Origin of the sequence: Pseudomonas sp. CCI1.1 (genome assembly GCF_034348165.1) — a bacterium.
GTDB classification, from domain to species: domain Bacteria; phylum Pseudomonadota; class Gammaproteobacteria; order Pseudomonadales; family Pseudomonadaceae; genus Aquipseudomonas; species Aquipseudomonas paracarnis.
In genome coordinates, this window is sequence record NZ_CP133780.1 from 2,734,938 (window position 1) to 2,758,447 (window position 23,510).

The window sequence follows — 23,510 nt, forward strand, 5'->3', positions numbered from 1 at the left end:
CGGGCCGTTTACGAGAAACCGCGCCTTTGGAGCGCGGTTTTTTTGTCAATAATCGCCATAAATTAATGTAACAAAAACACACACAAATAATGATTCTCGATATCATTCGTTCGCTTTTCATTCAGGCTCACGAATCAGGGAATCAATTAGATGCATGGAAATAGCAGCAAGCCAGAAAACGCGTTACTGGAACGCTGGAGCGAAGCACTTGCCACTGCGCAATTTCAGGCCAGCCACGTCAGCCTCCAAGCCCTGATCAATACGCTGGCACCCGCCGCCGAACGTAGCTTCCAACGCCTGATCCAAGCATTGTTTCGTGAAAGCCTGCTGGACTCCAGCACGCTCATTTATGACGAACATGGGCAATGCTCGCTGACACTGCCTTGCCAAGCCCGACTACGTTTCGAACATTTGCGTCCTGGCCGCATGGCAAGCTGGGACCTGCGCGGCGAAGTCATCCTGTTGCGCGAAGGCCAGCCCGAACAGAAAATCCAATTCCCCTCACAATTGTTGACGTTACTTAACGCCAGCCTTGAGTCGCCTGCTGACCGGGAAGTGCTCAACCGCCTCAACGTCGAGATCGACGACAGCTTCATCAACGACACCTTGTGCCTGGCCTTCCATGAGCAATGGACGCTCAAGCTGCATGCGTCCATGGACCCGGTGTATCAAGACAATCTCCTCAGTCATCTCAAGAACAGCCCGAGCGTTATCAACCCGACTTCCGTGCTTGAACAATGGGGAACACTGGGTCACCCATGGCACCCCAACTACAAGACCAAGCTAGGCCTGAATACCGAGCAAGTCATCGACTACTCGCCGGAATTCGAAGCACGCTTTCCGGTATTGCTGTGCGCGCTGCATCGCCAATTTGCCCATGTCGAAAAGTTGGCCGGTACCGCCGATTACTGGCAGTGGTGGAGCGAGCACTTCCCGCAAGCGGCACAGCAATTGACCGCAGTCCTGCAAGCACAGGGCCTTCAGGCAGGCGATTATCTGCCATTGCCCTCCCACCCTTGGCAGGCACGCCAGGAACTGCCCCAACTGTTCGCCAACGAAATCGGCGACAAACTGCTGGTGCTGACCGATATCGTCGCGTTTACCGCCCACCCCACCATGTCATTCAGAACCGTATTGCCTGAAGGGCGTTGCGATGCGCCCATGGTCAAACTGCCCGTGTCGCTGCGCCTGACCAGCGTGCAGCGCACCGTCTCACCGCGTTCGGCGCGCATGGGCCCACGGATCAGCCACCTGCTGCTGGCCATCCTGGAGCGCGAGCCTGCGATTCAGAAAATCCTCAGCATCGTTCCCGAGCGTATCGGTGTGCATTTCAAGCCACAGCCGGCCAATGACGAGCACTCCCGCCACCTGGCGGTGCTCTATCGCGACAATCCCCATAGCCAGCTCCAGCCCGGGGAAATGGCCGTGCCGGTGGGCAGCCTGTTTGCCATTGATCAACACGGCCAGCCGCTGCTGCGCCAATGGGTGCGCCTGAGCCAAGGCAAGGATGACGCGGCGGCCATGCTCGCCTTCTTCCATGAGTACGCGGCGATCAGTGTGCCGGCGCTGCTGGGCATGTATTTGCGCTACGGCGTTGCATTCGAGGCCCATCAGCAGAACTCCTTTATGGTCATGGCCGCAGGCGGGCAATTGAGCCGCCTGCTGTTACGCGATTTCGGCGATATCCGTATCGACCGCAAAACCTTGCACGCCCACGGCCTGGACATTGAACTGCACGACCCGAAGATGACGCTGTACGACGATGCAGGTTTCGTAAGGGACAAGCTGCTGCACACCGTATTCATGTGCCATCTGGGCGAGCTCATCCTGCTTGCCGCGCGCCACTTCGACATCCCCCAGGCGCTGCTCTGGAATGAACTGTCGGCTCAGGTCAGCCAGTGTTTTGACGACCTGCGCTCGCAGGTTGATCCGCAGCGCTGGGCCACCGAGCGCGAAGCACTGCTGGAGCACGCGTGGCCGGCCAAGTCGTTCATGCGCATGCGTCTGCTGGAGAGTCATGCCGATATCGTCGGGCGCCTGCCCAACCCGTTGAGCGCGGCCGCCAATGCCGACTAACAACACAGCGCTGCGGCTGCTGGTGGTGATTCAGTTGGTGTCGATGGGGGCGATGGAAATGAGCGGACCGTTCTGGCCGCTGCAAATCCAGACGCTGTTGGGCGTTGCCAATGCTCAGTACACCGGCCTGCTGTCTTCGCTGGTGTATGCCGGGCCGATGATGGCAGCGATGATCCTCACGCCCATGTGGGGGAAGCTGGGCGACCGTACCGGCCATAAGCCCATGATCATCCGCGCGTTGCTGGCACTGGCGGTGTGTCAGGCGCTGGCTGCGATAACGCCTGATCCGTGGTGGCTGGTGGTCATCCGCGTGGTGCAAGGTGCGTTGGCCGGCTTCATTGCAGCTGCCCAAGCCTACGCACTGGCCTGCTGCGGCGAAGGCGGACGGGGTCACATTCTTGCCAGGCTGCAATCAGCCACTGCCGTAGGCTCCCTGGCCGGGCCGGTATTGGGCGGCTGGCTCATGGACATATCCGGTTTCGCATTGCTGTGCTACAGCGCCACCGCCGTCTGCCTGTTGTGCGCGATAATCAGCGCGTTCTTGCCCAGCGACTCACCACGATCCAGACCTGCCCGCCCATCGAAGCCTGTCGCACTGCCCAAAGGCTGGCTTGGCGCGATGTTGGGAATCATCGTATTGATCCAGGCAGCCAGGATGATGCCGCAACCGTTTTACGCTTTATATGTTGCCGAGGTTTTGCAGGCGCCCGCGTGGCTGATCGGCGCCAGCTATGGCGCCAGCGCCTTGACCCTGGCACTGTCTGCGCCGTTATGGGGCCGCCTGTTCGATCGACATCAGCCAGCACATACGCTGCGCATCATCGAATGGGTCACCTGGGCCTGCGCCCTCACGCTGGCCTGCACGGCGCTGGCCAGTGAATGGTTAGGGTTCATCGCCAGCCGGTTGCTGTGGGGCGTGTGGCAGGGAGCTTTGCTGCCCGTGGCCTACACGCTGATCGCCAATACCGTCGCGTCCAGCCAGCAGGGTTTTGCCCTGGGCATGGGTAACAGCGCCGCCAAAGCAGGTGCGCTGTGCGGCGCCTTGATAGGCGGTATCGGCATGGGGTGGGTGGGCCTGGCGCACAGCTTCTGGCTGGTCGCACTGACCTATGCATTGGCCGCAGTGAGTATCCGCGCGATCCGTTCATATACGCGAGCGCCTGAGACACCCGATTTTTCTGTCAATACTTCTAATAACTCTGAGACAAACCCATGAATAAATCGCAATTGGCCGTTCTGCTGCCGCTTCTCGGCTCGATGAGTGCGCCCGCCTGGGCCGATCAGACAGAACAGACACAGGCAGCCCCGACCAGCCTGCAATTACAGGCAACAGTCGTATCGGCCACGCGCAGCGAAACCAGCATTGCGCAGATTCCAGGCTCAGTGCAGGTGATCAATGAAGCGCAAATCCGCCAGCAGACCGGGGCAGGACGTCGGGTCGCCGATATCCTCGGCCAACTGGTGCCTGGCATTGCCCCTTCCAGCGGCGGCATGAGCAACTTCGGCCAGACGCTTCGCGGGCGTAATACCCTGATCCTGATCGATGGGGTTTCACAAAACGCCACGCGCGATAACTTCCGCCAGCTCAACAGCGTGGCACCGGAAAGCATCGAGCGTATCGAAGTGATCTCCGGTGCCAGCAGTGTCTACGGCGCAGGCGCATCGGGCGGCATCATCAACATCATCACCAAACGCAACCAAGGTGAAGACCTGGCGTTCAGCAGCAAGATCGGCATGACCGCCGGTAACAACCTCAGCCACAAGGGGTTCGCTTACCAGGCGTTCCAAAGCGCCACCGGGCGCAAGGGCCCGGTGGACTGGTACCTCTCGGGCAACACCGTGCAGCGCAACGATCAGTTCGACGGTAATGGCAAGCGCATTCCCCAGGACACGTCCCAGGGCAGCAACATGGACACCGATACCTACGACCTGCAAGGTCGCTTCGGCTATGAGCTTGATGACGACAAGAAAATCAGCCTGTCGCTGCAAGACTACAAGGACGAACAAGACACCCGCTACACCAAGAACCCCCGCATCACCAGCAACGCAGTCGCCGTAAAAGGCCTGGACCTGGGCGACCAACCCTACACCCACAACCAGGCGGTCAACCTCAACTACGCCGACAAGGATTTCTACGGCCAGGGCCTGCAGATCGAAAGCTACTGGCGGCGGGCCGACGCCCTGTTCTTTCCAGACCTGTCCCGAGGCCGGGCAGGCGTGTCAGATAACAACAGCGTGCAGGACGTCTACGGCCTGCGTGCGGCGATCGAGACCCAGATGCCGGACATCGGCCCGGCAACGGGCAACCTGGTATGGGGCGCGGACTACGACCATGAAACCTCACGCCAGCGTGGCGACCAATACCGGGTCAATGGCCTGACCTACACGAAAACCGGTACCACGTTCGAACTGGGTCCAGATATCGAGACCACCACCAAAGCCATCTTTGGCCAGCTCTCCTACGACATCGACAACTGGACCTTGCGCGGTGGCGTACGTCGCGAATGGATTGAGAGTAAAGTCTCCGACAGCATCGCGTATGGCGAAATCGTCCAGACCGGCAACCGCGCGACACTGCCCGGTGGCACGCTCAAATACGATGACACGCTGTATAACCTCGGTGCGGTGTACCACCTGACCGACAACCAGGATGTGTTCGTCAACTTCAGCCAGGGCTTTTCCCTACCGGATATCCAGCGCTTCCTGCGTGACGTGAACAGCCAATACGATATCCAGGACCTCAATGCCCAGGCCTTGAAAGTCGATAGCTACGAGCTGGGCTGGCGTGGCGACTGGGACAAGTGGCAGGCCAGTGTCACCGCGTACGAAAACACCTCGGATGTCACGCAGTTCTATGATGCCAATGATCGTGTGCTGCGCCTGATCAATCAGAAAGAGCGCGTGCGTGGCGTCGAAACCGGCCTGACCTATAACATCAGCGACCAATGGTCCGTCGGCGGTACTTACGCTTACGCCAAAGGCGAGACCCAGCAGAACGGCAAGTGGATCGACCTGCCTGCCACCCGCATCTCCCCCGCCAAGACCACAGCCTTTGTCGGCTATGAGCGTGACGACTACAGCCTGCGCTTGCAGGGTATGCGCCTGGCCAATTATGACGCGGCGGCCAAAGACAACAACGGCCGCGATATCCAGGGCTACACCCTGGTCGACTTGCTGGGCTCGGTAAGGCTACCGGTAGGCCGCCTCGAAGGTGCGGTGTACAACCTCACCAACCGCAACTACCAGAACATGTTCGCCCAGGCCAACGCCCGCGCACCGTACCCGAATGCCGAAGGTCGTACCTTCAGCCTGAGTTACGCAGTGGATTGGTAACAGGCTGCACGCTTAAAACACAAACCCCGCCGTTTGGCGGGGTTTGTCGTTTCTAGCGGCTTACCACATCAGATCATCAGGGATCTGGTAAGCGGCGTACGGATCGTCTTCATCCGGCACCTGGCTTTCGGTGAGGATGTTGAGCTGCACGATACGCTCCGGAGCACGCTCCTGGATTTTGAGCGCCGCTTCGCGCGGGATCACCTCGTAGCCGCCACCGTGGTGCACGATCGCCAGGGAGCCGTTGCTCAGCTTGTTGCGCATCAGCGTGTTGACCGACAGGCGCTTGACCTTCTTGTCATCGACGAAGTTGTAGTAGTCCTCGGTGGTCAGCTTGGGCAGGCGCGAGGTCTCGATCAGTTGCTTGACCTGGGCGGTACGCGCCTTGGCCTCGGCTTTTTCCTGCTGCTGACGGTTCAGCTCCTGGTCACGCTTGACCTTCTCGGCGTGTGCCTCAGCGGCCAGGCGCGCCTGAGTATCATCGACTTCGGCCTGGCCCTTGTGGACCAGGCGCTGCTGTTTCTGCTTCTCTTTGCCGACCTGTTTGGCCTGCTTTTGGTTGACCAGACCTGCTTTGAGCAACTGGTCGCGAAGGGAAAGGCTCATGGTGCTTACTCACTTAGGCAGCTGCTCAACCGCAGCTGGACACATTCTTTTCCTGGCGTTTGGCTTCGCCCCACAGGGCGTCCAACTCTTCGAGGGTGCAATCTTCTATGGGTTGGTGCGTATCGCGCAATGCCTGTTCGATAAATCGGAAACGTCGTTCGAACTTGGCATTGGCACCGCGCAAGGCGGTTTCCGGGTCGACCTTGAGGTGACGGGCCAGGTTGACCGCGGCAAACAGCAGGTCGCCGACTTCATCGGCGATGGCTGCCGAGTCGTTATCGGCCATGGCTTCGAGCACTTCGTCCAACTCTTCGCGCACGTTATCCACCACCGGCAACGCGGACGGCCAGTCGAAACCGACCTGGCTGGCGCGCTTTTGTAATTTGGCCGCACGGGATAACGACGGTAAGGCGGTGGGCACATCATCGAGCAGGGAGAGTTGCTCGGGAGCGTCGGACTTTTCTGCGCGCTCCTCAGCTTTGATCTGCTCCCAGCGTTCCTTGACCTGTTCTTCGCTCAACTGCGGGATATCCAGCGGTGCGTACAGGTCGCCGGTTGGGAACACGTGAGGATGCCGGCGAATCAACTTACGGGTGATGCCGTCGATCACGCCGGCAAATTCGAAGCGCCCTTCTTCCCGCGCCAGTTGGCTGTAATACACCACTTGGAACAGCAGGTCGCCCAACTCACCTTGCAGGTGATCGAAATCGCCGCGCTCGATGGCGTCGGCCACTTCATAGGCCTCCTCCAGCGTGTGCGGGACGATGGTCGCGTAGGTTTGCTTGATGTCCCACGGGCAGCCGTATTGCGGGTCGCGCAGGCGGCTCATCAGGTGCAGCAGGTCTTCGAGTGAATACATCGTATCTCTTTCCGCTGAAAATCCAATGTGGGAGCTGGCTTGCCTGCGATGCTCGCGACTCGGTGCTTCAGTTAAACCGAGGTGATGCTATCGCAGGCAAGCCAGCTCCCACATGAAGCAGCTAACACAATTCAGTTCGCGCCCATCCAGCTATTCATGGGGTGCGGTTGCGCCGGGTTTCGATGATGTTCGGCAACTGGGAAATCCGCCCCAGCAACCGTCCCAGTGCGTCCAACCCCGGAATCTCGATGGTCAGGGACATCAACGCAGTGTTGTCTTCCTTGTTCGAACGGGTGTTGACCGCCAGCACGTTGATCCGCTCGTTGAGCAGCACTTGCGAGACGTCACGCAGCAAGCCGGAACGGTCGTAGGCACGGATGATAATGTCCACCGGATACGTGAGCACCGGCACCGGCCCCCAGCTGACCTGGATGATCCGCTCCGGTTCGCGCCCGCCCAACTGCAGCACCGAGGCGCAGTCCTGGCGGTGAATGCTCACGCCACGGCCCTGGGTGATGTAGCCGACGATGGCGTCGCCCGGCAACGGCTGGCAGCAGCCGGCCATTTGCGTCATCAGGTTGCCCACGCCCTGGATCTGGATATCGCCACGCTTGCCCGGCTTGTAGCCAGTGGCTTTGCGCGGGATCAGCTCCAGCTGTTCGTTGCCGCGCTCAGGCTCGACCAGTTGCTGGGCCAGGTTGACCAGTTGCGCCAGGCGCAGGTCGCCCGCACCGAGGGCGGCAAACATGTCTTCGGCGATCTTCATGTTGGCCTTTTCGGCCAGCTTGTCGAAGTCCACCTGAGGCAGGCCCAGGCGAGCCAGTTCGCGTTCAAGCAAGGTCTTGCCGGCGGCGACGTTCTGGTCACGGGCCTGTAGCTTGAACCAGTGGACGATCTTCGCCCGCGCCCGCGAAGTGGTGATGTAACCCAGGTTCGGGTTCAGCCAGTCGCGGCTCGGCGTACCGTGCTTGCTGGTGATGATCTCGACCTGTTCACCGGTTTGCAGGCTGTAGTTGAGCGGCACGATGCGCCCGTTGATCTTGGCACCGCGGCAGTTATGCCCGATTTCGGTGTGCACGCGGTAGGCAAAGTCCAGCGGCGTGGCGCCCTTGGGCAAGTCGATAGCGTGGCCGTCAGGCGTGAAGATATAGACCCGGTCCGGCTCGATATCCACCCGCAGTTGCTCGGCCAGGCCGCCGATGTCGCCGAGTTCTTCGTGCCATTCCAGCACTTGGCGCAGCCAGGAGATCTTCTCTTCGTACTGGTTGGACCCGGCCTTGACGTCGGTGCCCTTGTAGCGCCAGTGCGCGCACACCCCCAGCTCGGCCTCTTCGTGCATGGCGTGGGTGCGGATCTGCACTTCCAGCACCTTGCCTTCAGGGCCGATCACGGCGGTGTGCAGCGAGCGGTAGCCGTTTTCCTTGGGGTTGGCGATATAGTCGTCAAATTCCTTGGGGATGTGGCGCCACAGGGTGTGGACGATACCCAGCGCGGTGTAGCAGTCGCGCATTTCCGGCACCAGCACGCGCACCGCACGCACGTCGTAGATCTGGCTGAAGGCCAGGCCCTTGCGCTGCATTTTGCGCCAGATGGAATAGATGTGCTTGGCGCGGCCGCTGATGTCCGCGTCCACGCCGGTGGCCTGCAGCTCCGAACGCAACTGGCCCATCACGTCGCTGATAAAGCGCTCGCGGTCCAGGCGCCGCTCATGCAGCAGCGTGGCGATCTGTTTGTACTGGTCAGGTTCCAGGTAGCGGAAGGACAAATCCTCCAGCTCCCACTTGATATGGCCGATGCCCAGGCGATGGGCCAGCGGCGCGTAGATGTCGAAGACTTCGCGGGCCACACGGTTGCGCTTTTCGTCATCGGCGGTCTTCACCGCACGGATCGCGCAGGTACGCTCGGCCAGCTTGATCAGGGCGACGCGTACGTCGTCGACCATCGCTACCAGCATTTTGCGCAGGTTCTCTACCTGGCCCTGGGTGCCCAGCACCATCGACTGCCGCGGGCTGAGGCTGGCGCTAATGGCCGCCATGCGCAGCACGCCGTCGATCAGCTTGGCCACCACCGAACCGAAACGCTGGCCAACGGTGGCCAACGGAATATGCCCTTCGCGTACGCCGCGATAGAGCACGGCGGCGATCAGCGAATCCTGGTCCAGCTTGAGATCGGCCAGGATCTCGGCGATTTCCAGGCCAGTGCGAAAACTTGAAGTGCCTTCGGCCCACAGGTTCTTGGCCGCATTGTCTTGCTGTTCAGACTCACGAGCGAACTCGCAGGCTGCTTTCAAGGCTTCACGGTCCAGTGCCGGGTCGACACTGACGGCATGATCCAGCCATGCCTCGAGATTGATACTGCCGTCGGTGTTGATCGGCTGGTGTGCTCTCACCTGTACCATCTTGCTTACCTTCCCTACGACGCACCTTCGATGCGCCAAAATCATCGCCGACTTTTACTGCGAGCTCCGTGGCAGTGTTCAGGCCCTGGAGAACGCAGGCCAGTCGGATTAAACGGGCATCCTAGCCCGCTTCAAATAACGCCATGGCCTCGACATGCGCGGTCTGCGGAAACATGTCGAGGATCCCGGCACGCTTTAGCCGGTAGCCTTGCTTGACCAACTCAACCGTGTCCCGCGCCAGCGTGGCTGGGTTGCAGGACACATACACCAGGCGCTTGGCCCCCAAGGCGGCGAGTTTGCGCACAACCTCCAGGGCACCATCGCGGGGTGGGTCCAAGAGTACCGCAGAAAAGCCCTGTTTGGCCCATTCTGCGTCGGTCAAAGGCTGGGACAAATCGGCCTGAAAAAACTGTGCGTTATGCAAATGGTTGCTGACGGCATTGAGGGCCGCACGGTCCACCATGGCCTGTACGCCCTCCACCGCCACCACTTCGCGTACGTGGCGAGCCAGTGGCAGGGCGAAATTGCCCAGGCCGCAAAACAGGTCCAGTACCCGTTCGTCGGCTTGTGGCGCCAGCCATTGCAGGGCTTGGGCGACCATCGCCTGGTTGACCCCGGCGTTGACCTGCACAAAGTCGCCCGGACGGTACGCCAGCTCCAGATCCCACGCCTCCAAACGGAAGCCCAGGGCCTGACCCGGCTCGACGGGCTCCGGCTGCCCTTCCCCGTGCAGCCACAATTGGGCGTCATGGAAGGTGCAGAATTCCTTGAGGATCTGCAGGTCAGCCTCGGACAACGGCGCCATATGCCGCAGCAACACGGCGATGGACGAACCGCTGAACAACTCGACATGCCCCAACGCCTGCGGTTTGCTCAAGCGACGCAGCATCGCTGGCAAACGCTGCATGATCGGTTGCAAGGCCTGTACCAGCACCGGGCAATCATCGATAGCGACGATGTCTTGGCTGGCCACAGCGCGAAAACCCACTTCGAGTTGCTTCGCCTTGGCGTCCCAACGCACGGCTACGCGGGCGCGGCGCCGATAACCGAACTCCGGCCCGCTCAACGGCGCGGCCCACTCTTGCGGTTCGACACCTGCCACCCGCGACAGTTGCTCGGCGAGCATGCGCTGTTTCAGGGCAAGTTGCTGGTCATGAGGCAGATGCTGCACGCTGCAGCCGCCACAGCGGCCAACATGAGCGCAGGGCGCAGGGCGCCGCAGCTCACTCGCCTGGAACACCCGCTCGGTGCGCGCCTCGACCACTTTGCCATGGGCGCCCAACACCCGTGCTTCCACCTCTTCGCCGGCCAACGCACCAGTCACAAACCAGGTGCGGCCTTCAAAGAACACGATGCCTCGGCCATCATTGGCCAGGCGCTCGATGGTCAGGCGTTGTTTCTTGCCCACCGGGATCTGCGGGGCCCGGCTGCCGCCCGTTGGCTGGAAGCGCAAGCCTCTCTCGTGCTTGGCCATCAGTTGGGTTCGTCGAAAATGCCGGTCGACAGGTAACGGTCGCCTCGGTCACAGATGATCGCGACGATCACCGCGTTTTCCACTTCTTTGGACAAGCGCAACATACCGGCCACGGCGCCACCGGAGGACACGCCGCAGAAGATGCCTTCTTCACGGGCCAGGCGGCGCGTGGTGTCTTCGGCTTCGCGCTGGGCCATGTCGATGATGCGGTCTACCCGCGTGGCGTTGTAGATCTTCGGCAAATATTCTTCGGGCCAACGACGAATACCCGGGATGGCCGCGCCTTCCATCGGTTGCAGGCCGACGATCTGAATCGCTGGGTTCTGCTCCTTGAGGTAGCGCGAGTTGCCCATGATGGTACCGGTGGTGCCCATGGAGCTGACGAAGTGGGTGATGGTGCCCTGGGTCTGGCGCCAGATCTCCGGGCCGGTGCTGGTGTAGTGCGCCTCGGGGTTGTCGCCGTTGGCGAACTGATCGAGCACCACGCCACGGCCTTCGGCGGCCATGCGCTCGGCAAGATCGCGGGCGCCTTCCATGCCTTCTTCCTGAGTCACCAGGATCAGTTGGGCACCATAGGCGGTCATCGCCGCCTTGCGCTCGGCACTGCCGTTGTCGGGCATGATCAGCACCATCTTGTAACCCTTGATCGCTGCGGCCATGGCCAGGGCGATCCCGGTGTTACCGGAGGTGGCTTCGATCAGGGTGTCGCCGGGTTTGATCTGCCCACGCAACTCGGCGCGGGCGATCATCGACAGTGCCGGGCGGTCTTTGACGGAGCCGGCCGGGTTGTTGCCCTCGAGTTTGAGCAACAGGGTATTGCTGGTTTCACCCGCCATGCGTTGCAAGCGGACCAGGGGCGTGTTGCCGACACAATCGGCGATTGTTGGGTACTGCAAGGTCATGGCGTATTCGCAATCCAGACTGCGGGGCGCACATCATACCGGGAAAGGCCGGCGGGCCATATCACGCAAAGTGTGGTGCTTATGGCTTAAAGGCATAAGCCGGGTTTATGTCGGGTCGCCATGGTTGCGCTGGAATACTTCATCGCCCATCGCAGCAATCTGCCCTTCGATCAGCGCTTCAAAGGGTTTGAGCAGTGGCTCAAACGACGTCGGCGCTTCCAATACCTGCAACGCTTGCGTGATCGCTTCGACCGTCGACAAGGCGCCAGGCCCCGGCGCCTTGCGCAAGCGATAGCGGGAAACGCCGCCTTCGGCCAATGTCACCCGGGGCAACGCCGCCAGCAAGGGGTTGAGGTGCAGCAGTTTGCGCGCCTTGCGCCAGGTGCCATCGGGAACCACCAGCAGCAGTGGCTGATCGTCAGGTGCGTAGGCGTGCAGCGGCTCGGCTTCATCCGCCGGAAACAACAGGCGTGCCCGATAGCCAGGCGGGTTCAATAGCGTCGCCAGGTCATCAAACACCTCCCCCACCACCAACTGCGCGTTGTTCAGGCCCAACGCCGCCAGCCGCGCAGTATTGAGCGCATGGCCGACCTCGCTCGGGTGCTGCAACACCAACACGCGGGTGCGGCTGTCGAGGTGGGGGATCAGCGCACACAGGCAGTGCGTGGTCGGGCGCAGGCAGCGCGGGCAATGGGGTCGGGACATGGTGTGTTCAGGCCTGGTTGAGCTGGGTCTTGAGCAAATCGCGGAAGGTCTGGATCAGGGGCTCGCGGCTGCGGCCACGGCGCATGATCAGCGAAAACGGCGCCTGGTAGCCGAAGGTGGCCGGCAGCAAAACGCGCAGGTCGCCCTTGTCAGCCCAGGCCTGGGCGTAGTGTTCGGGCAGGTAGCCAATATAAGCGCCCGACAGCACCAGAATCAGTTGCGCCTCCATACTTTCCACCGTGGCAGCGCTGTGCTTGAAGCCGTGGCGCGCCAGCTCGGCCTGGCTCCAGTAACCTCGCCCGACCATGCGTTGCTGGGTGATCACTTGTTCCGGGATGCGCCGCTCGTTGAACAATGGGTGCCGGTTGCTGCAATACAACCAGTGCTGTTCGCGGTACAGCGGCATGTAGACCAGCCCGCTCATACGGTTGGAGAACGCACCGATGGCCAGGTCCAGGCGATTGTCCTGGACCCCCAGTTGCAATTCGTAGGGGCTCATCACCGACAGGTGTAAATGCACCGCCGGGTGCTCCAGGCTGTAGGCGCCAATCACTTCGGCGAACGGCAAGGCCTTGTCGCTGACGGTGGAGTCGAGCACCCCGAGCTTGAGGGTGCCGCGCAATTCGCCTTTCAACGCAGCGGCGTATTGCTCGAAACCTTCGAGTTCGCCCAACAGGCGCAGGGTTTCCTGATGAAACAGCTCGCCCTTGCTGGTCAGGCTGAAGCCGCCACGGCCACGATGGCACAGCACCAGGCCCAAGGCTGACTCGAGTTGGCTCATGTAGGTGCTGATGGCCGACGTCGAGAGGTTGAGCTCGTGCTGGGCGTTGGCAAACCCTTGGTGGCGCACGACGCTGACGAAGATGCGCAGGAGTTTCAGGTCGGGCAAGGCGTTGGCCATGGGGGCTCCAGGGGGGGCACACTAAATTGTGGGAGCTGGCTTGCCTGCTCCCACATTTGAATGGAGTTTACCCCAGGCTTTAGTTTAGAAAAATCTGAACTAAGTATTTGCCTCTGCCGATTCTTCCTAAGCCAGGCTTTTCGCAGAATCGGCCATCAATAAACAAAACAACGATGAGGCAATCCCGTGGACAAGATTTTCCACCAACCACTGGGCGGCAACGAAATGCCGCGCTTCGCCGGCATCGCCACCATGATGCGTCTTCCCCACCTGCAAACCGCCAAGGGCCTGGACGCCGCCTTCGTCGGCGTGCCTCTGGATATCGGCACCTCGCTGCGCGCCGGTACGCGCTTCGGCCCACGGGAAATCCGTGCCGAGTCGGTGATGATCCGCCCCTATAACATGGCCACCGGCGCTGCCCCCTTCGACTCATTGTCGGTGGCCGATATCGGCGACGTGGCGATCAATACCTTTAACCTGCTCGACGCGGTGCGCATCATCGAAGAAGCCTACGACGAGATCCTCGAGCACAACGTCATCCCCCTGACCCTGGGTGGCGACCACACCATCACCCTGCCGATCCTGCGGGCGATCCACAAAAAACATGGCAAGGTCGGGCTGGTGCACATCGATGCCCACGCCGACGTCAACGACCATATGTTCGGCGAGAAAATTGCCCACGGCACCACCTTCCGCCGCGCCGTGGAAGAGGGCTTGCTCGATTGCGACCGCGTGGTGCAGATCGGCCTGCGCGCCCAGGGGTATACCGCCGAAGACTTCAACTGGAGCCGCAAGCAAGGCTTCCGTGTGGTCCAGGCCGAAGAATGCTGGCATCACTCCCTCGCGCCGCTGATGGCCGAAGTGCGGGAAAAAGTCGGCGGCGGCCCGGTGTATCTGAGCTTTGACATCGACGGCATCGACCCCGCCTGGGCGCCCGGCACCGGCACCCCTGAAATCGGCGGGCTGACCACCATCCAGGCCATCGAAATCATCCGTGGCTGCCAGGGCCTCGATCTGATTGGTTGCGACCTGGTAGAAGTATCGCCGCCTTACGACACCACCGGCAATACCTCGTTGCTGGGCGCCAACTTGCTGTACGAGATGCTCTGCGTACTGCCTGGCGTCGCGCATCGCTGATAAGGCGAATGCGCTGAGAACAATAAAAACCGCGTCTTCACACTCACAACCAAGGGGATCGCACAGATCCCCGACAACGATGTACCTGACTTTCGCTCGCGTGTTTACCGAGCCAGCTGCCGCCTGATCGCCCATAAAAAATATAATCGGAGAACCGCCGTCATGGCTTTGGATTTATTCGTCGTACTCATCTACGCCGCCGGCATGCTGGTGCTCGGCTACTACGGCATGCGTCGCGCCAAAACCCACGAAGACTACCTGGTCGCCGGCCGTAACCTCGGCCCGTCACTGTACATGGGCACCATGGCCGCTACGGTGCTGGGCGGTGCCTCCACCGTCGGTACCGTGCGCCTGGGGTATGTGCATGGTATTTCGGGTTTCTGGCTGTGCGCCGCGCTCGGCGCGGGCATCATTGCCCTGAACCTGTTCCTGGCCAAGCCGCTGTTGAAGCTGAAAATCTTCACCGTCACCCAGGTCCTGGAAAAACGCTACAACCCCATGGCCCGCCAGGCCAGCGCGGTGATCATGCTGGCCTACGCGCTGATGATCGGCGTGACCTCGATCCTGGCCATTGGCACCGTGCTGCAAGTGCTGTTTGACCTGCCGTTCTGGATGTCGGTACTGGTGGGCGGCGGCGTGGTGGTGGTGTATTCGACCATCGGTGGCATGTGGTCGCTGACCCTCACTGATATTGTGCAATTCGTGATCAAGACCGTCGGCCTGATGTTCATCCTGTTGCCGATCTGCCTGTACCGCGTCGGTGGCTGGGATGAACTGGTGGCCAAACTGCCGGCGTCGAACTTCAGCTTCACCGCTATCGGCTGGGACACGATCATCACCTACTTCATGATCTACTTCTTTGGCATCCTGATCGGCCAGGATATCTGGCAACGGGTCTTCACCGCCCGTGACGAAAAGGTCGCCCAGTACGCAGGCACTTTCGCCGGCTTCTATTGCATCCTGTACGGCCTGGCCTGTGCGCTGATCGGCATGGCTGCCCATGTGCTGATCCCGGACCTGGACAACGTCAACAATGCCTTCGCCGCGATCGTCAAAGCTTCGCTGCCGGACGGCATTCGCGGCCTGGTCATCGCCGCCGCGCTGGCCGCCATGATGTCCACCGCCAGCGCCGGCCTGCTCGCCGCCTCCACTGTGTTGACCGAAGACCTGCTGCCCCGCCTGCGCGGCGGCAAGGCGTCGAGCCTGCGCATCAACCGGCTGTTCACCCTGTTGACCGGCATTGCCGTGCTGGGTATCGCATTGGTGGTGAACGATGTGATCAGCGCCCTGACGCTGGCCTATAACCTGTTGGTGGGCGGTATGTTGGTACCCTTGATCGGCGCGATCTTCTGGAAGCGCGCGACCACCTCGGGCGCAATCACGTCCATGAGCCTGGGCTTTGTGACCGCGCTGGTGTTTATGTTCAAGGATGGGCTGGATGCAAACACGCCGATCTACTACAGCCTGGCAGTGGCGCTGGTGAGCTTTGTACTGGTGAGTTTGCTGTCGCGTCGGCCGGCCAAGGTGGCGGCTGCGGTGGTTTGAGCTATAACAGGGACGAGGATATTTTCTTCAGCGGGCGCGACGTCGGAGGTCGCGCCCGTTTTTTTCGCCTAGTGCAATACAACTGTGGGAGCGGGCTTGCTCGCGAAAGCGGTGTGTCATTCAACCTTTCCGTTGGCTGATACACCGCTTTCGCGAGCAAGCCCGCTCCCACATTTTTTAGCGGCGACGGGGCCGACGTTGCTCGTCATCCGTGCGAATCGGCACCGGTTGCAGCGGAGGCTCGATCAAGCCCAACGCAACGCCAAGGTCGTGGAGCCAGTTTTGGATTTTCTCTTTCATGATTGCCCCCTTTGAGGGTAGTGCTGGCCGGCGTGAGTTCTGTCGCCGTTTCCTACAGTGATAGTAGCCCTAAGTCCTAGGTAATGCTTGAAGGAAACCACAACGAACTATTACTGAATTGAACCGAATCCTGACGGATCGTTCAAGCAATCGCGCGAGTGTCTTGCACGCACAGTGGGTTGCCGTCTTGCTGCAGGTCGATCCATGCATTGAGGTTAGCGCCGAGCATACCCTTTCGCCACATCAGCCAGGTGGTCGCAGTGGCAAAAGGCCCGGTCAGCGGATGAACGGACACGCTGTCCTTGCCGGGAAGGCTTGCGAGCATGGATTCAGACATCAACGCCACGCCGGAACCTGCGATCACGCAAGCGAGCATGCCTTGGTAGGACTCGATCTCGATCGCCCGCCCCATCGCCACTCGCTCATGGGAAAACCAGGTTTCCAGGCGCGTGCGGTAGGCGCAACTGCGCCGGAACGTGAACACCGCACGGCCCGCCACATCCTGGGGGCCACGCACCGGCGGATGATCGGCCTCGCAAATCAGCACCAGGCGCTCTTCGCACAGCGGTACGCCATCCAGGGTGGTGATGGTCAGCGGGCCGTCGACGAAGGCTGCGTCCAGGCGCCCGGTAATCAGCCCTTCCAGCAACTCCCCACTGGGTGCCGACTGCACCTGAAGGTTCACCATGGGGTAAGTCTTGTGATAGCGCGCCAGCAGCTTCGGCAAATGAACTGCGGCGGTGCTGTACATGCTGCCCAATACGAAATCACCGGCCGGTTGCCCGCCTTGTACGGCGCCGTGGGCTTCATCATGCAGCGCCAGCAGGCGAGTGCTGTAGTCCAGCAGTACCTTGCCCGCCGGAGAAAGCTGCAAACGCTGGCGCTCGCGCACGAACAGGTCGACACCCAATTGCTCTTCCATTTGTTTAAGCCGGGTCGACAGGTTGGACGGCACGCGGTGCAGGCGCTCGGCGGCACGGGTAATGGAGCCCTCTTCCGCCACAGCCTGGAAAATGCGCAATTGACTGAACTCCATTACTTTCTCCAAAACTGAACAAGTTACTCACTATTATTCAATTTTACAGAAAGTCAATCCGTCTTAGCCTGCAAGGCATTCGCTTCTTTGCAGGAAACCTGAACATGTCCCCGCTGATTCGTTTACTCGCCAGCTCCGTCGCCCTGATGATGGCCATGGGCATTGGCCGCTTCGCCCTGACTCCGCAAATGCCGCATTTGCTCAGTGAAGGCCAGATCGACCTGACCGGCGCCGGCCTGCTCGCTGCCGCCAATTACCTGGGTTATTTCGTCGGCGCGGTGGACTCGATCTTTGCCCGTAGCCATCAGCATGTGCGCGGGCGCCTCTACAGCGGGTTGTGGCTGTGCGTATTGCTGACCCTGGCGTCCTACTGGGCTAACGGGTTCTGGCCGCACTTGTTGCTGCGCTTTGGCACCGGGGTCGCCAGTGCCTGGGCCCTGGTGATGATTACCAGCCTGAGCCAGCCACTGGCGATTGCCGCCGGCCGCCCGCGCCTGGGTGCGTTGGTGTTTGCCGGGCCGGGGTTGGGGATTGTGCTGACGGGGCTGCTGGCGTTGGTTTCCAACCTATTAGGGCAAAGCTCTGCCACGCTGTGGTTGCTCTACGGGACGGTAGCGCTGGTGATGCTGCTGGCGATCCTGCCGTTTTTACCCAAGCCGGCCGTCACTGTTACCCAGGTCTCCAGCGCGGGGAGCAACGGCAGCATCGCGCACCTGTGCTGGATTTATTTCCTGTACGGCCTGGGCTACATCATCCCCGCGACTTTTCTGTCGCAGATGGCCAGCGCTCAATTCAACGGGGCCTGGCAGGCCGATCTGTTCTGGCCCTGCTTTGGCCTGGCGGCCGCGCTGGGAGTGGGGGTGGCCAGCCTGCGCCGCAAGCACCCGAACACCACCCGTCGCTGGCTGATGGCGACTTTATGGCTGCAAGCGGCCGGGGTATTTGCCTGCCTGCTGGGCAATGGCTGGGGCTTGGCGCTGGGCGTGTTGCTGTGCGGTGCGCCATTTTTGGCCTGCATGCAGTTGGTGATGGCGCGATTAAGGGAGGTCGCACCCCATGGCTACCAACGCAGCACGGGGCTGCTGACCGCCAGCTTCGCCGTCGGCCAATTGAGCGGGCCACTATTGGCGTCGGTCAGCAGCCACCTCAGTGGCGGCCTGCAACCGGCGTTGGTCGCTGCCGGTACCGGGTTGTTATTAGCCGGTTCAGTACTGATCAACCGCCCTCTACCGCCGCAGCCGATTTGCACACAAGTGGCCAGCGGTGCAGCAAATGGCGGTTAGGCACGTGCCCCACGCCATGTCCATCAGCGCCAACCCGGCGGACCAGCCTTGAAGCGTGGCCCAGTTGCTCAGGTCATAGGTGCCATAGGCCACCAAGCCAAGCAAGGCGCCCAAACGCGCAGCGCGCTGCCAACTGGCGCTGGGCAAGATCACCAACACCACGCAACCGAGGACATACAGGAGATAGAACAATATCGCAGGCAACAGGCGTGGCTGATCAAGCATCAGCGTGCCGAGCAGGGATTTATAGGTGGAGCCCATGAGCACGCCAAGCCAGAGGCCGTCGAGGACCAGGAAGGCGAGCAAGGTGCCGAGGTAGGCAAAAACCGTTCTTTTCGACATGACACAACCCTGTAGGAGCGAGCTTGCTCGCGAAAAACGTACATCCGACGCCACACTGCGCCTGGAATATTTTCGCGAGCAAGCTCGCTCCTACAGGAGAGCAGCCTGTACTCAGCTTAGTTCAATGCGGTCCGCATGAATCACGATCTGCCCTTGCTTGTAGAGCGCACCAATGGCCTTCTTGAAGTTGCCCTTGCTCACGCCGAACAAGTTGCTGATCACCGCCGGGTCGCTTTTGTCGCTGACCGGCAGGGTGCCGTTGTTGTCACGCAACTTGGCGAGGATCTTCGAGTTCAGGCTGGAGGCCGCTTCCTGGCCCACCGGTTGCAGGCTCAGGCTGATGTTGCCATCGGCGCGGATCTCTTTGATGAAACCCTTCTCTTCCTTGCCCGGACGCAGGAACTTGAACACTTCGTTCTTGTGGATCAGGCCCCAGTGCTTGTTGTTGATGATCGCCTTGAAGCCCATGTCGGTGGCTTCGGCCACCAGCAGGTCGACTTCCTGGCCCACCTGGTAGTTGGCTGGCGTCTTGTCCAGGTAACGGTCAAGGCGAGCGGTGGCGGTGATGCGCTTGGTGTGCTTGTCGAGGTAGACGTGCACCACGCAATACTCACCTGCGGTCAGCTGGCGTTTTTCTTCCGAATACGGCAGCAGCAGATCCTTGGGCAAACCCCAATCAAGGAATACGCCAATGCTGTTGACTTCCACAACTTTCAAACTGGCGAATTCACCGACTTGAACTTTGGGTTTTTCGGTGGTGGCGATAAGTTTGTCATCGCTGTCCAGATAAATGAAAACGTTGAGCCAGTCTTCATCTTCACTGGGAATATCTTTAGGGATATACCGATTAGGCAAGAGGATTTCCCCATCTTGCGCACCATCGAGGTACAAACCAAAGTTAGTGTGCTTGACCACTTGCAAGCTGTTGTAGCGCCCGACTAAAGCCATTTCCAATACCCTCATTGCGTGGGCGGCATTCTACCCGAGTTGGGCCCTGCACGCGCGCGCGCCTGAAAAATCGCGGGCTGGCATGGCGTTCCAATGGCAGCGCCCCACTCGTCTGATCGTTCGGTTCACTTTGAGCAGGCCATCAGCGGGCCACCCGGCCTGTGGTTTCCAGCTAAAACAGTAAGTTAGCGCTTTATTTCGGCGTTGAACTTCGGCTATTTCCAGCGCTGGATATTAATCCTGAGGGATATTTGCCAAGCAATTGTCAAGTATTTCCTGTACGATGCCTGGCCAAGTTAATTTTCTACAGGTTAGTGGCCGCCATGCGTGTAAAAGCATCCAACAGCAAAGCAAAGCCAGCTCCCGCCGTTGAAACCAGCGAATCGATCAATAGCCAGATTGCTGCGTTCCTCAAGTCCGGCGGCGAAATCCAGCAAATTGCCAAGGGCGTGAGCGGCCAGACTTTCGGCCCGTCCAAGCAGATCAGCCTGGGCAAGAAGTAATAGTCATACCCTCGCACTGTATCTGGTCCCTAAGCGTCTTGCCTTCAAGGCGCTAGGACTAGAGTTGCAACCCCCTCCTCACACCTTCAATACGCAGCTAATCGACGAACGGGCCTCAACGCCAGGCATTCGCCGGTATCCTTGCACACGTCTAGCACGGGCATCCGCCTGAATCTTTCCGTTACTGCTCCTCGCTTTTCATGGAGTGAAGCATGCTTAAACGCTGTATTTTCGTGGTCAGCCTCCTGGTCGCCAGCCCTTTGGCCCAAGCGCATATCTTCCAGCGTGAACTGGGTGACTTCGACCTGAAATTAGGCACCACCCCCAGCCGCACCATGGCCCAGGGCCTGGTCAAGCCGACCGCCCCTGGCAGCGACTCGTTCCACGGTGGCCTGGACCTTACCCACGACAGCGGCCTGTATTTCGGCCAGTTTTCCCCAAACATGGGCCTGTCGTCGGCCAATAACCTTGAAGTCGACTCCTACATGGGCTTCAAGCGTCCGTTCGACCAGACCCTGGGCTACGAAGTCGGCTTGATCCACTACAGCTACCCCAAGGTCAGCCCCCTCGACAGCCAGGAGTTCTACGGCGGGCTGAACCTGTTGGGCAACCGCTTTGGCGTGTCCTTCAGCAACGACCCCGACCGCCAGGACAGTACCCTGTTTGCCGACCTGGGCGGTACCCAGCCTTTCGGCATCGGCGTCAGCATGAAGTACACCACCCATCAACTGGGCACACCGGTCTCGGTAGAGAACGGCGCCATCAGCAGTTTCAGCGATTGGTCGGTGCAGTTTTCCCGGGCCTGGAAAGGCATTGACCTGGACCTGATCTACAGCGGCTCCAGCCTCAGCGGCAGTGACTGCTCGGCCTACTCCGGACACAACTCGCAATGTGATGGGCTGTTGACCTTGAAGGCCGCGCGGTCGTTTTATTGATGGGCTGAACTGTCGCACCCCGCGCAGGTTCACATGCATTAACGCCCTCCATGCAAGGACCTGCCCATGTTGCGCCGGCTCAAACTCCTGATGGTACTGCTGACCCTGAGCCTGGTGCTCGCCGGCTGCAATCGCGTGGGCCTGGCCTACCGTAACCTCGACGTGATCATCCCCTGGACCCTCAACGACTACCTGGACATGAATGCCGGGCAAAAGAGCTGGTTCAACGACACCCTCAAGGAACACCTGGCCTGGCACTGCACCACGCAATTGCCTGGCTACCTGGACTGGCTCGACCGCCTGCAGCAGATGGTCGACAGTAACCAGGTCACCGACGCCGCATTGCAAACCCGTACTGTCGAAGCCAAACAGGCAATTGCCGAGATTGCTCGGGAAATCACGCCCTCAGCTGTGCAATTGCTGCAAGGCCTGGACGATCAGCAGGTCAAAGACATGAGCGATGCTCTGGCCAAGGACCTGCGCAAGCGCCAGGACGAATACCTCAAGCCACCACTGGCTCAACAAATCAAGGAACGCGCCGAGCGTATGAGCAAGCGCCTGGACGCCTGGATCGGCCCGTTGAGCCCAGGCCAGCAAAACCGCGTCACGGCCTGGTCGGCCGAGTTGGGCGCGCAAAACCAAGCGTGGATCGGCAACCGCGCCCATTGGCAGGCGCAATTTATCGAGGCGCTGCAACAACGCCACAATGCCGATTTCCCGCAGAAAATCCAGCAACTGCTGGTGGATCGCGAAAGCCTGTGGACCCCGCAATACCGCGCCGCCTACGCACAGACCGAAGCCGCCGCGCGCGGCTTGCTCGTGGACGTGATGGCCCAAAGCTCCCCAGCGCAGCGCCTGAAACTCACCAAAAAAATCGACAAGGTCCGCAGCGACTTCCTGGCGCTTAAATGCCTGAAAAGCGCACAGTCTTAGTCAGGCGCCAAGGTGCCCAGCCAGGCCACCAGGCCAAGGATGAGCACCACAGCGCCAAACTCCAGGGCCATGCTGCGCCGTAACGCACGGATCGCCACGTTATAATCGCCCGCCGCGATAGATTGTTGCAGAAGCGGCGTCAGGTGAAAGCGATTGAGCGCCGCCAAGGCCAGCATCACGCCGAACAACCCCAGCTTCAGGCATAGCAGCACCGCATAGACTCCGCCGTTGATACCCCCCAGATTCGGCCCGACAACAAACAGATAATTGGCAACGCCAGTGCCGATCAGCACCAAGACAAATCCCGCGCCAATGCGCTCAAAGCCTGCCAATGCGCTGGCCAGAACCTGCACTCGATCATCCTGTGGCAACGGCGCAGGCATCAACAACAAACCGAATGCCGCCAACGCCCCCACCCAACCCGCCGCTGCCAACAGGTGTGCACTGTCGCTGACGATATGCCACACACCTTGCACGCCTTCGTGCATTACGCCGTGCCCTGTCCACACCAGGGTGGCCAACGCCACGCCAGCCGACAGCGTGGCCAGCGCCAGATGAGTGCTCAGTGCCGCCAGGACCAGCGCCGCGATACGCACCCACCACGTCAGCCCCAAGTCGGTCTGCCACAGCATCATCTGCACATGCGGCCATAGCGCCTGCCAATCAGTGGCGCCGCTCATGGATTGGGTCATGACCAATAGCGACGCCACCGAAAACGCCAGCCCCAAGCCGCCCGTCAATCCCATCCATGCCCTTAGATTGAGCCATCTACGTTGCTCAGCGTGCAGACCATAAAGGCCGAACAGTCCCAATCCAAATAGCATCATCAGGTCGAGATAGAGCGCGAAGCGCAATGCGATGGAGATCAGCTCACTCATGGCTGCACGCTGAACACCACATTACCGGTGATCGGATGTGTATCGGACGACACGGCACGCCAATCCACCCGATAGCTGCCGGTGGTAAGTGCGGAGACCGGCTTGATCAACATCACCTTGGGGTCGCTGCTCGCCGACACGCTGGCCTTCACCGGCATCGGCGAATTGGGCATGCCCGGCATGTCGGTCATGATCAACTTGGCCCCGGAAAACTGGGTCAGCAGGTTTTCTGAGAAATGCAATTCAATCACTGCGGGAGCGGCGCCCTGTGCGCCTGCCGCCGGAATGGATGACAGCAGCTTGGGGTGGGCCGAAGCGGGCAGGCTAAGACTTAAACCTACCCACAGCGCAGCACCCAGCAGCGTGGTTTTCAACATAGACATGCAAGACTCCAGGCCGCGCCAGGCGGCGAATAA

General features: G+C 60.6%; 22 protein-coding genes. 9 read left to right on the forward strand and 13 right to left on the reverse strand.

Annotated features, from left to right (window positions below; all coding sequences use genetic code 11):
• Positions 1–150: 150 nt before the first annotated feature.
• Genes RHM69_RS12170 through RHM69_RS12180 form a run of 3 tightly spaced genes read left to right on the forward strand, consistent with a single transcriptional unit; the run spans position 151 to position 5,409 of the window.
• Entirely contained in the window at positions 151–2,076 is a 1,926-nt protein-coding gene (locus tag RHM69_RS12170; RefSeq protein ID WP_200600322.1) for an IucA/IucC family protein, read from the forward strand.
• Positions 2,066–3,292 (forward strand): MFS transporter, encoded by a 1,227-nt coding sequence (locus RHM69_RS12175; protein WP_200600324.1) that lies wholly within the window; start codon positions 2,066–2,068, stop codon positions 3,290–3,292. The genes RHM69_RS12170 and RHM69_RS12175 overlap by 11 nt, the downstream gene beginning before the upstream one ends.
• Positions 3,289–5,409 carry a TonB-dependent receptor gene (locus RHM69_RS12180; RefSeq protein ID WP_014719401.1) on the forward strand — a complete coding sequence of 707 codons (2,121 nt, stop codon included), beginning with the start codon at positions 3,289–3,291 and terminating at the stop codon, positions 5,407–5,409. The genes RHM69_RS12175 and RHM69_RS12180 overlap by 4 nt, the downstream gene beginning before the upstream one ends.
• 60 nt (positions 5,410–5,469) lie before the next feature.
• Here the strand turns inward: RHM69_RS12180 and RHM69_RS12185 are convergent, their stop codons facing one another.
• The 7 genes from RHM69_RS12185 to RHM69_RS12215 all read right to left on the reverse strand — a co-directional run bounded on the left by RHM69_RS12185 (position 5,470) and on the right by RHM69_RS12215 (position 13,254).
• On the reverse strand, positions 5,470–6,015 hold the full coding sequence (locus tag RHM69_RS12185; protein ID WP_014719402.1) for a DUF2058 domain-containing protein: 546 nt from the start codon (positions 6,013–6,015) through the stop codon (positions 5,470–5,472).
• Between the two features lie 25 nt (positions 6,016–6,040).
• The gene (mazG, locus tag RHM69_RS12190) at positions 6,041–6,874 is read right to left on the reverse strand and encodes a nucleoside triphosphate pyrophosphohydrolase (RefSeq protein ID WP_014719403.1); all 834 of its coding nucleotides are present in this window, start codon (positions 6,872–6,874) and stop codon (positions 6,041–6,043) included.
• Between the two features lie 154 nt (positions 6,875–7,028).
• On the reverse strand, positions 7,029–9,272 hold the full coding sequence (relA, locus tag RHM69_RS12195; RefSeq protein ID WP_005790193.1) for a GTP diphosphokinase: 2,244 nt from the start codon (positions 9,270–9,272) through the stop codon (positions 7,029–7,031).
• A 121-nt stretch (positions 9,273–9,393) separates the two neighbouring features.
• Positions 9,394–10,746, reverse strand: coding sequence for a 23S rRNA (uracil(1939)-C(5))-methyltransferase RlmD (rlmD, locus tag RHM69_RS12200; RefSeq protein WP_038451087.1), 1,353 nt, complete (start codon positions 10,744–10,746; stop codon positions 9,394–9,396).
• On the reverse strand, positions 10,746–11,648 hold the full coding sequence (gene cysM / locus RHM69_RS12205) for a cysteine synthase CysM (protein WP_003193080.1): 903 nt from the start codon (positions 11,646–11,648) through the stop codon (positions 10,746–10,748). Before cysM ends, rlmD begins: the two co-directional genes overlap by 1 nt.
• Positions 11,649–11,753: 105 nt before the next feature.
• Positions 11,754–12,353, reverse strand: coding sequence for a tRNA-uridine aminocarboxypropyltransferase (locus tag RHM69_RS12210; protein ID WP_014719405.1), 600 nt, complete (start codon positions 12,351–12,353; stop codon positions 11,754–11,756).
• A 7-nt stretch (positions 12,354–12,360) separates the two neighbouring features.
• Complete coding sequence (locus RHM69_RS12215) at positions 12,361–13,254, reverse strand: LysR family transcriptional regulator (RefSeq protein ID WP_014719406.1); 894 nt, start codon at positions 13,252–13,254, stop codon at positions 12,361–12,363.
• Positions 13,255–13,440: 186 nt separating this feature from the next.
• Here RHM69_RS12215 and speB point away from each other — a divergent pair, with 186 nt between their 5' ends.
• Both speB and RHM69_RS12225 read left to right on the forward strand, forming a co-directional pair.
• The gene (gene speB / locus RHM69_RS12220; protein WP_014719407.1) at positions 13,441–14,391 is read left to right on the forward strand and encodes an agmatinase; all 951 of its coding nucleotides are present in this window, start codon (positions 13,441–13,443) and stop codon (positions 14,389–14,391) included.
• A gap of 162 nt (positions 14,392–14,553) precedes the next feature.
• A complete protein-coding gene (locus tag RHM69_RS12225) occupies positions 14,554–15,936 on the forward strand; it encodes a sodium:solute symporter (RefSeq protein WP_014719408.1) in 1,383 nt (460 codons plus the stop codon).
• A gap of 177 nt (positions 15,937–16,113) precedes the next feature.
• On the opposite strand, the gene RHM69_RS12230 is transcribed toward RHM69_RS12225, so the two are convergent.
• Positions 16,114–16,236 carry a PA1414 family protein gene (locus tag RHM69_RS12230; RefSeq protein ID WP_003193089.1) on the reverse strand — a complete coding sequence of 41 codons (123 nt, stop codon included), beginning with the start codon at positions 16,234–16,236 and terminating at the stop codon, positions 16,114–16,116.
• A 142-nt stretch (positions 16,237–16,378) separates the two neighbouring features.
• A complete protein-coding gene (gene ptrR, locus RHM69_RS12235; protein ID WP_032903115.1) occupies positions 16,379–17,272 on the reverse strand; it encodes a putrescine utilization regulator PtrR in 894 nt (297 codons plus the stop codon).
• Positions 17,273–17,376: 104 nt separating this feature from the next.
• Here ptrR and RHM69_RS12240 point away from each other — a divergent pair, with 104 nt between their 5' ends.
• Complete coding sequence (locus tag RHM69_RS12240) at positions 17,377–18,555, forward strand: MFS transporter (RefSeq protein WP_200600326.1); 1,179 nt, start codon at positions 17,377–17,379, stop codon at positions 18,553–18,555.
• Here RHM69_RS12240 and RHM69_RS12245 read toward each other — a convergent pair.
• Complete coding sequence (locus RHM69_RS12245; RefSeq protein WP_058410744.1) at positions 18,499–18,897, reverse strand: DUF2177 family protein; 399 nt, start codon at positions 18,895–18,897, stop codon at positions 18,499–18,501. The two genes, RHM69_RS12240 and RHM69_RS12245, sit on opposite strands and share 57 nt — an antisense overlap.
• A 111-nt stretch (positions 18,898–19,008) precedes the next feature.
• Complete coding sequence (locus RHM69_RS12250; RefSeq protein ID WP_019820451.1) at positions 19,009–19,845, reverse strand: S1 RNA-binding domain-containing protein; 837 nt, start codon at positions 19,843–19,845, stop codon at positions 19,009–19,011.
• A 323-nt stretch (positions 19,846–20,168) separates the two neighbouring features.
• Between RHM69_RS12250 and RHM69_RS12255 the strand changes: the two genes are divergently transcribed.
• The 3 genes from RHM69_RS12255 (at position 20,169) to RHM69_RS12265 (ending at position 22,216) form a co-directional block, all read left to right on the forward strand.
• Positions 20,169–20,348: a hypothetical protein gene (locus RHM69_RS12255; RefSeq protein ID WP_003193095.1), complete on the forward strand. Its 180-nt coding sequence runs from the start codon at positions 20,169–20,171 to the stop codon at positions 20,346–20,348.
• A 212-nt stretch (positions 20,349–20,560) separates the two neighbouring features.
• Positions 20,561–21,283: a TorF family putative porin gene (locus RHM69_RS12260; RefSeq protein ID WP_019820453.1), complete on the forward strand. Its 723-nt coding sequence runs from the start codon at positions 20,561–20,563 to the stop codon at positions 21,281–21,283.
• Positions 21,284–21,349: 66 nt separating this feature from the next.
• Complete coding sequence (locus tag RHM69_RS12265) at positions 21,350–22,216, forward strand: DUF6279 family lipoprotein (protein WP_200600328.1); 867 nt, start codon at positions 21,350–21,352, stop codon at positions 22,214–22,216.
• Here the strand turns inward: RHM69_RS12265 and copD are convergent.
• Both copD and copC read right to left on the reverse strand, forming a co-directional pair.
• Positions 22,213–23,094: a copper homeostasis membrane protein CopD gene (copD, locus tag RHM69_RS12270; protein ID WP_003193101.1), complete on the reverse strand. Its 882-nt coding sequence runs from the start codon at positions 23,092–23,094 to the stop codon at positions 22,213–22,215. The genes RHM69_RS12265 and copD overlap by 4 nt on opposite strands.
• Positions 23,091–23,477: a copper homeostasis periplasmic binding protein CopC gene (gene copC / locus RHM69_RS12275; protein ID WP_003193103.1), complete on the reverse strand. Its 387-nt coding sequence runs from the start codon at positions 23,475–23,477 to the stop codon at positions 23,091–23,093. The genes copD and copC overlap by 4 nt, the downstream gene beginning before the upstream one ends.
• Positions 23,478–23,510: the final 33 nt, after the last annotated feature.

Coding starts and splice junctions, on each gene's coding strand:
- RHM69_RS12245 (WP_058410744.1), bottom strand. CDS start 18,897: ATGTCGAAAAGAACGGTTTTTGCCTACCTCGGCACCTTGCTCGCCTTC.
- relA (WP_005790193.1), bottom strand. CDS start 9,272: ATGGTACAGGTGAGAGCACACCAGCCGATCAACACCGACGGCAGTATC.
- RHM69_RS12265 (WP_200600328.1), top strand. CDS start 21,350: ATGTTGCGCCGGCTCAAACTCCTGATGGTACTGCTGACCCTGAGCCTG.
- mazG (WP_014719403.1), bottom strand. CDS start 6,874: ATGTATTCACTCGAAGACCTGCTGCACCTGATGAGCCGCCTGCGCGAC.
- RHM69_RS12225 (WP_014719408.1), top strand. CDS start 14,554: ATGGCTTTGGATTTATTCGTCGTACTCATCTACGCCGCCGGCATGCTG.
- RHM69_RS12260 (WP_019820453.1), top strand. CDS start 20,561: ATGCTTAAACGCTGTATTTTCGTGGTCAGCCTCCTGGTCGCCAGCCCT.
- RHM69_RS12175 (WP_200600324.1), top strand. CDS start 2,066: ATGCCGACTAACAACACAGCGCTGCGGCTGCTGGTGGTGATTCAGTTG.
- RHM69_RS12170 (WP_200600322.1), top strand. CDS start 151: ATGCATGGAAATAGCAGCAAGCCAGAAAACGCGTTACTGGAACGCTGG.
- RHM69_RS12210 (WP_014719405.1), bottom strand. CDS start 12,353: ATGTCCCGACCCCATTGCCCGCGCTGCCTGCGCCCGACCACGCACTGC.
- ptrR (WP_032903115.1), bottom strand. CDS start 17,272: ATGGAGTTCAGTCAATTGCGCATTTTCCAGGCTGTGGCGGAAGAGGGC.
- rlmD (WP_038451087.1), bottom strand. CDS start 10,746: ATGGCCAAGCACGAGAGAGGCTTGCGCTTCCAGCCAACGGGCGGCAGC.
- RHM69_RS12230 (WP_003193089.1), bottom strand. CDS start 16,236: ATGAAAGAGAAAATCCAAAACTGGCTCCACGACCTTGGCGTTGCGTTG.
- copC (WP_003193103.1), bottom strand. CDS start 23,477: ATGTCTATGTTGAAAACCACGCTGCTGGGTGCTGCGCTGTGGGTAGGT.
- RHM69_RS12250 (WP_019820451.1), bottom strand. CDS start 19,845: ATGGCTTTAGTCGGGCGCTACAACAGCTTGCAAGTGGTCAAGCACACT.
- RHM69_RS12215 (WP_014719406.1), bottom strand. CDS start 13,254: ATGGCCAACGCCTTGCCCGACCTGAAACTCCTGCGCATCTTCGTCAGC.
- RHM69_RS12240 (WP_200600326.1), top strand. CDS start 17,377: ATGTCCCCGCTGATTCGTTTACTCGCCAGCTCCGTCGCCCTGATGATG.
- RHM69_RS12180 (WP_014719401.1), top strand. CDS start 3,289: ATGAATAAATCGCAATTGGCCGTTCTGCTGCCGCTTCTCGGCTCGATG.
- RHM69_RS12255 (WP_003193095.1), top strand. CDS start 20,169: ATGCGTGTAAAAGCATCCAACAGCAAAGCAAAGCCAGCTCCCGCCGTT.
- RHM69_RS12185 (WP_014719402.1), bottom strand. CDS start 6,015: ATGAGCCTTTCCCTTCGCGACCAGTTGCTCAAAGCAGGTCTGGTCAAC.
- copD (WP_003193101.1), bottom strand. CDS start 23,094: ATGAGTGAGCTGATCTCCATCGCATTGCGCTTCGCGCTCTATCTCGAC.
- cysM (WP_003193080.1), bottom strand. CDS start 11,648: ATGACCTTGCAGTACCCAACAATCGCCGATTGTGTCGGCAACACGCCC.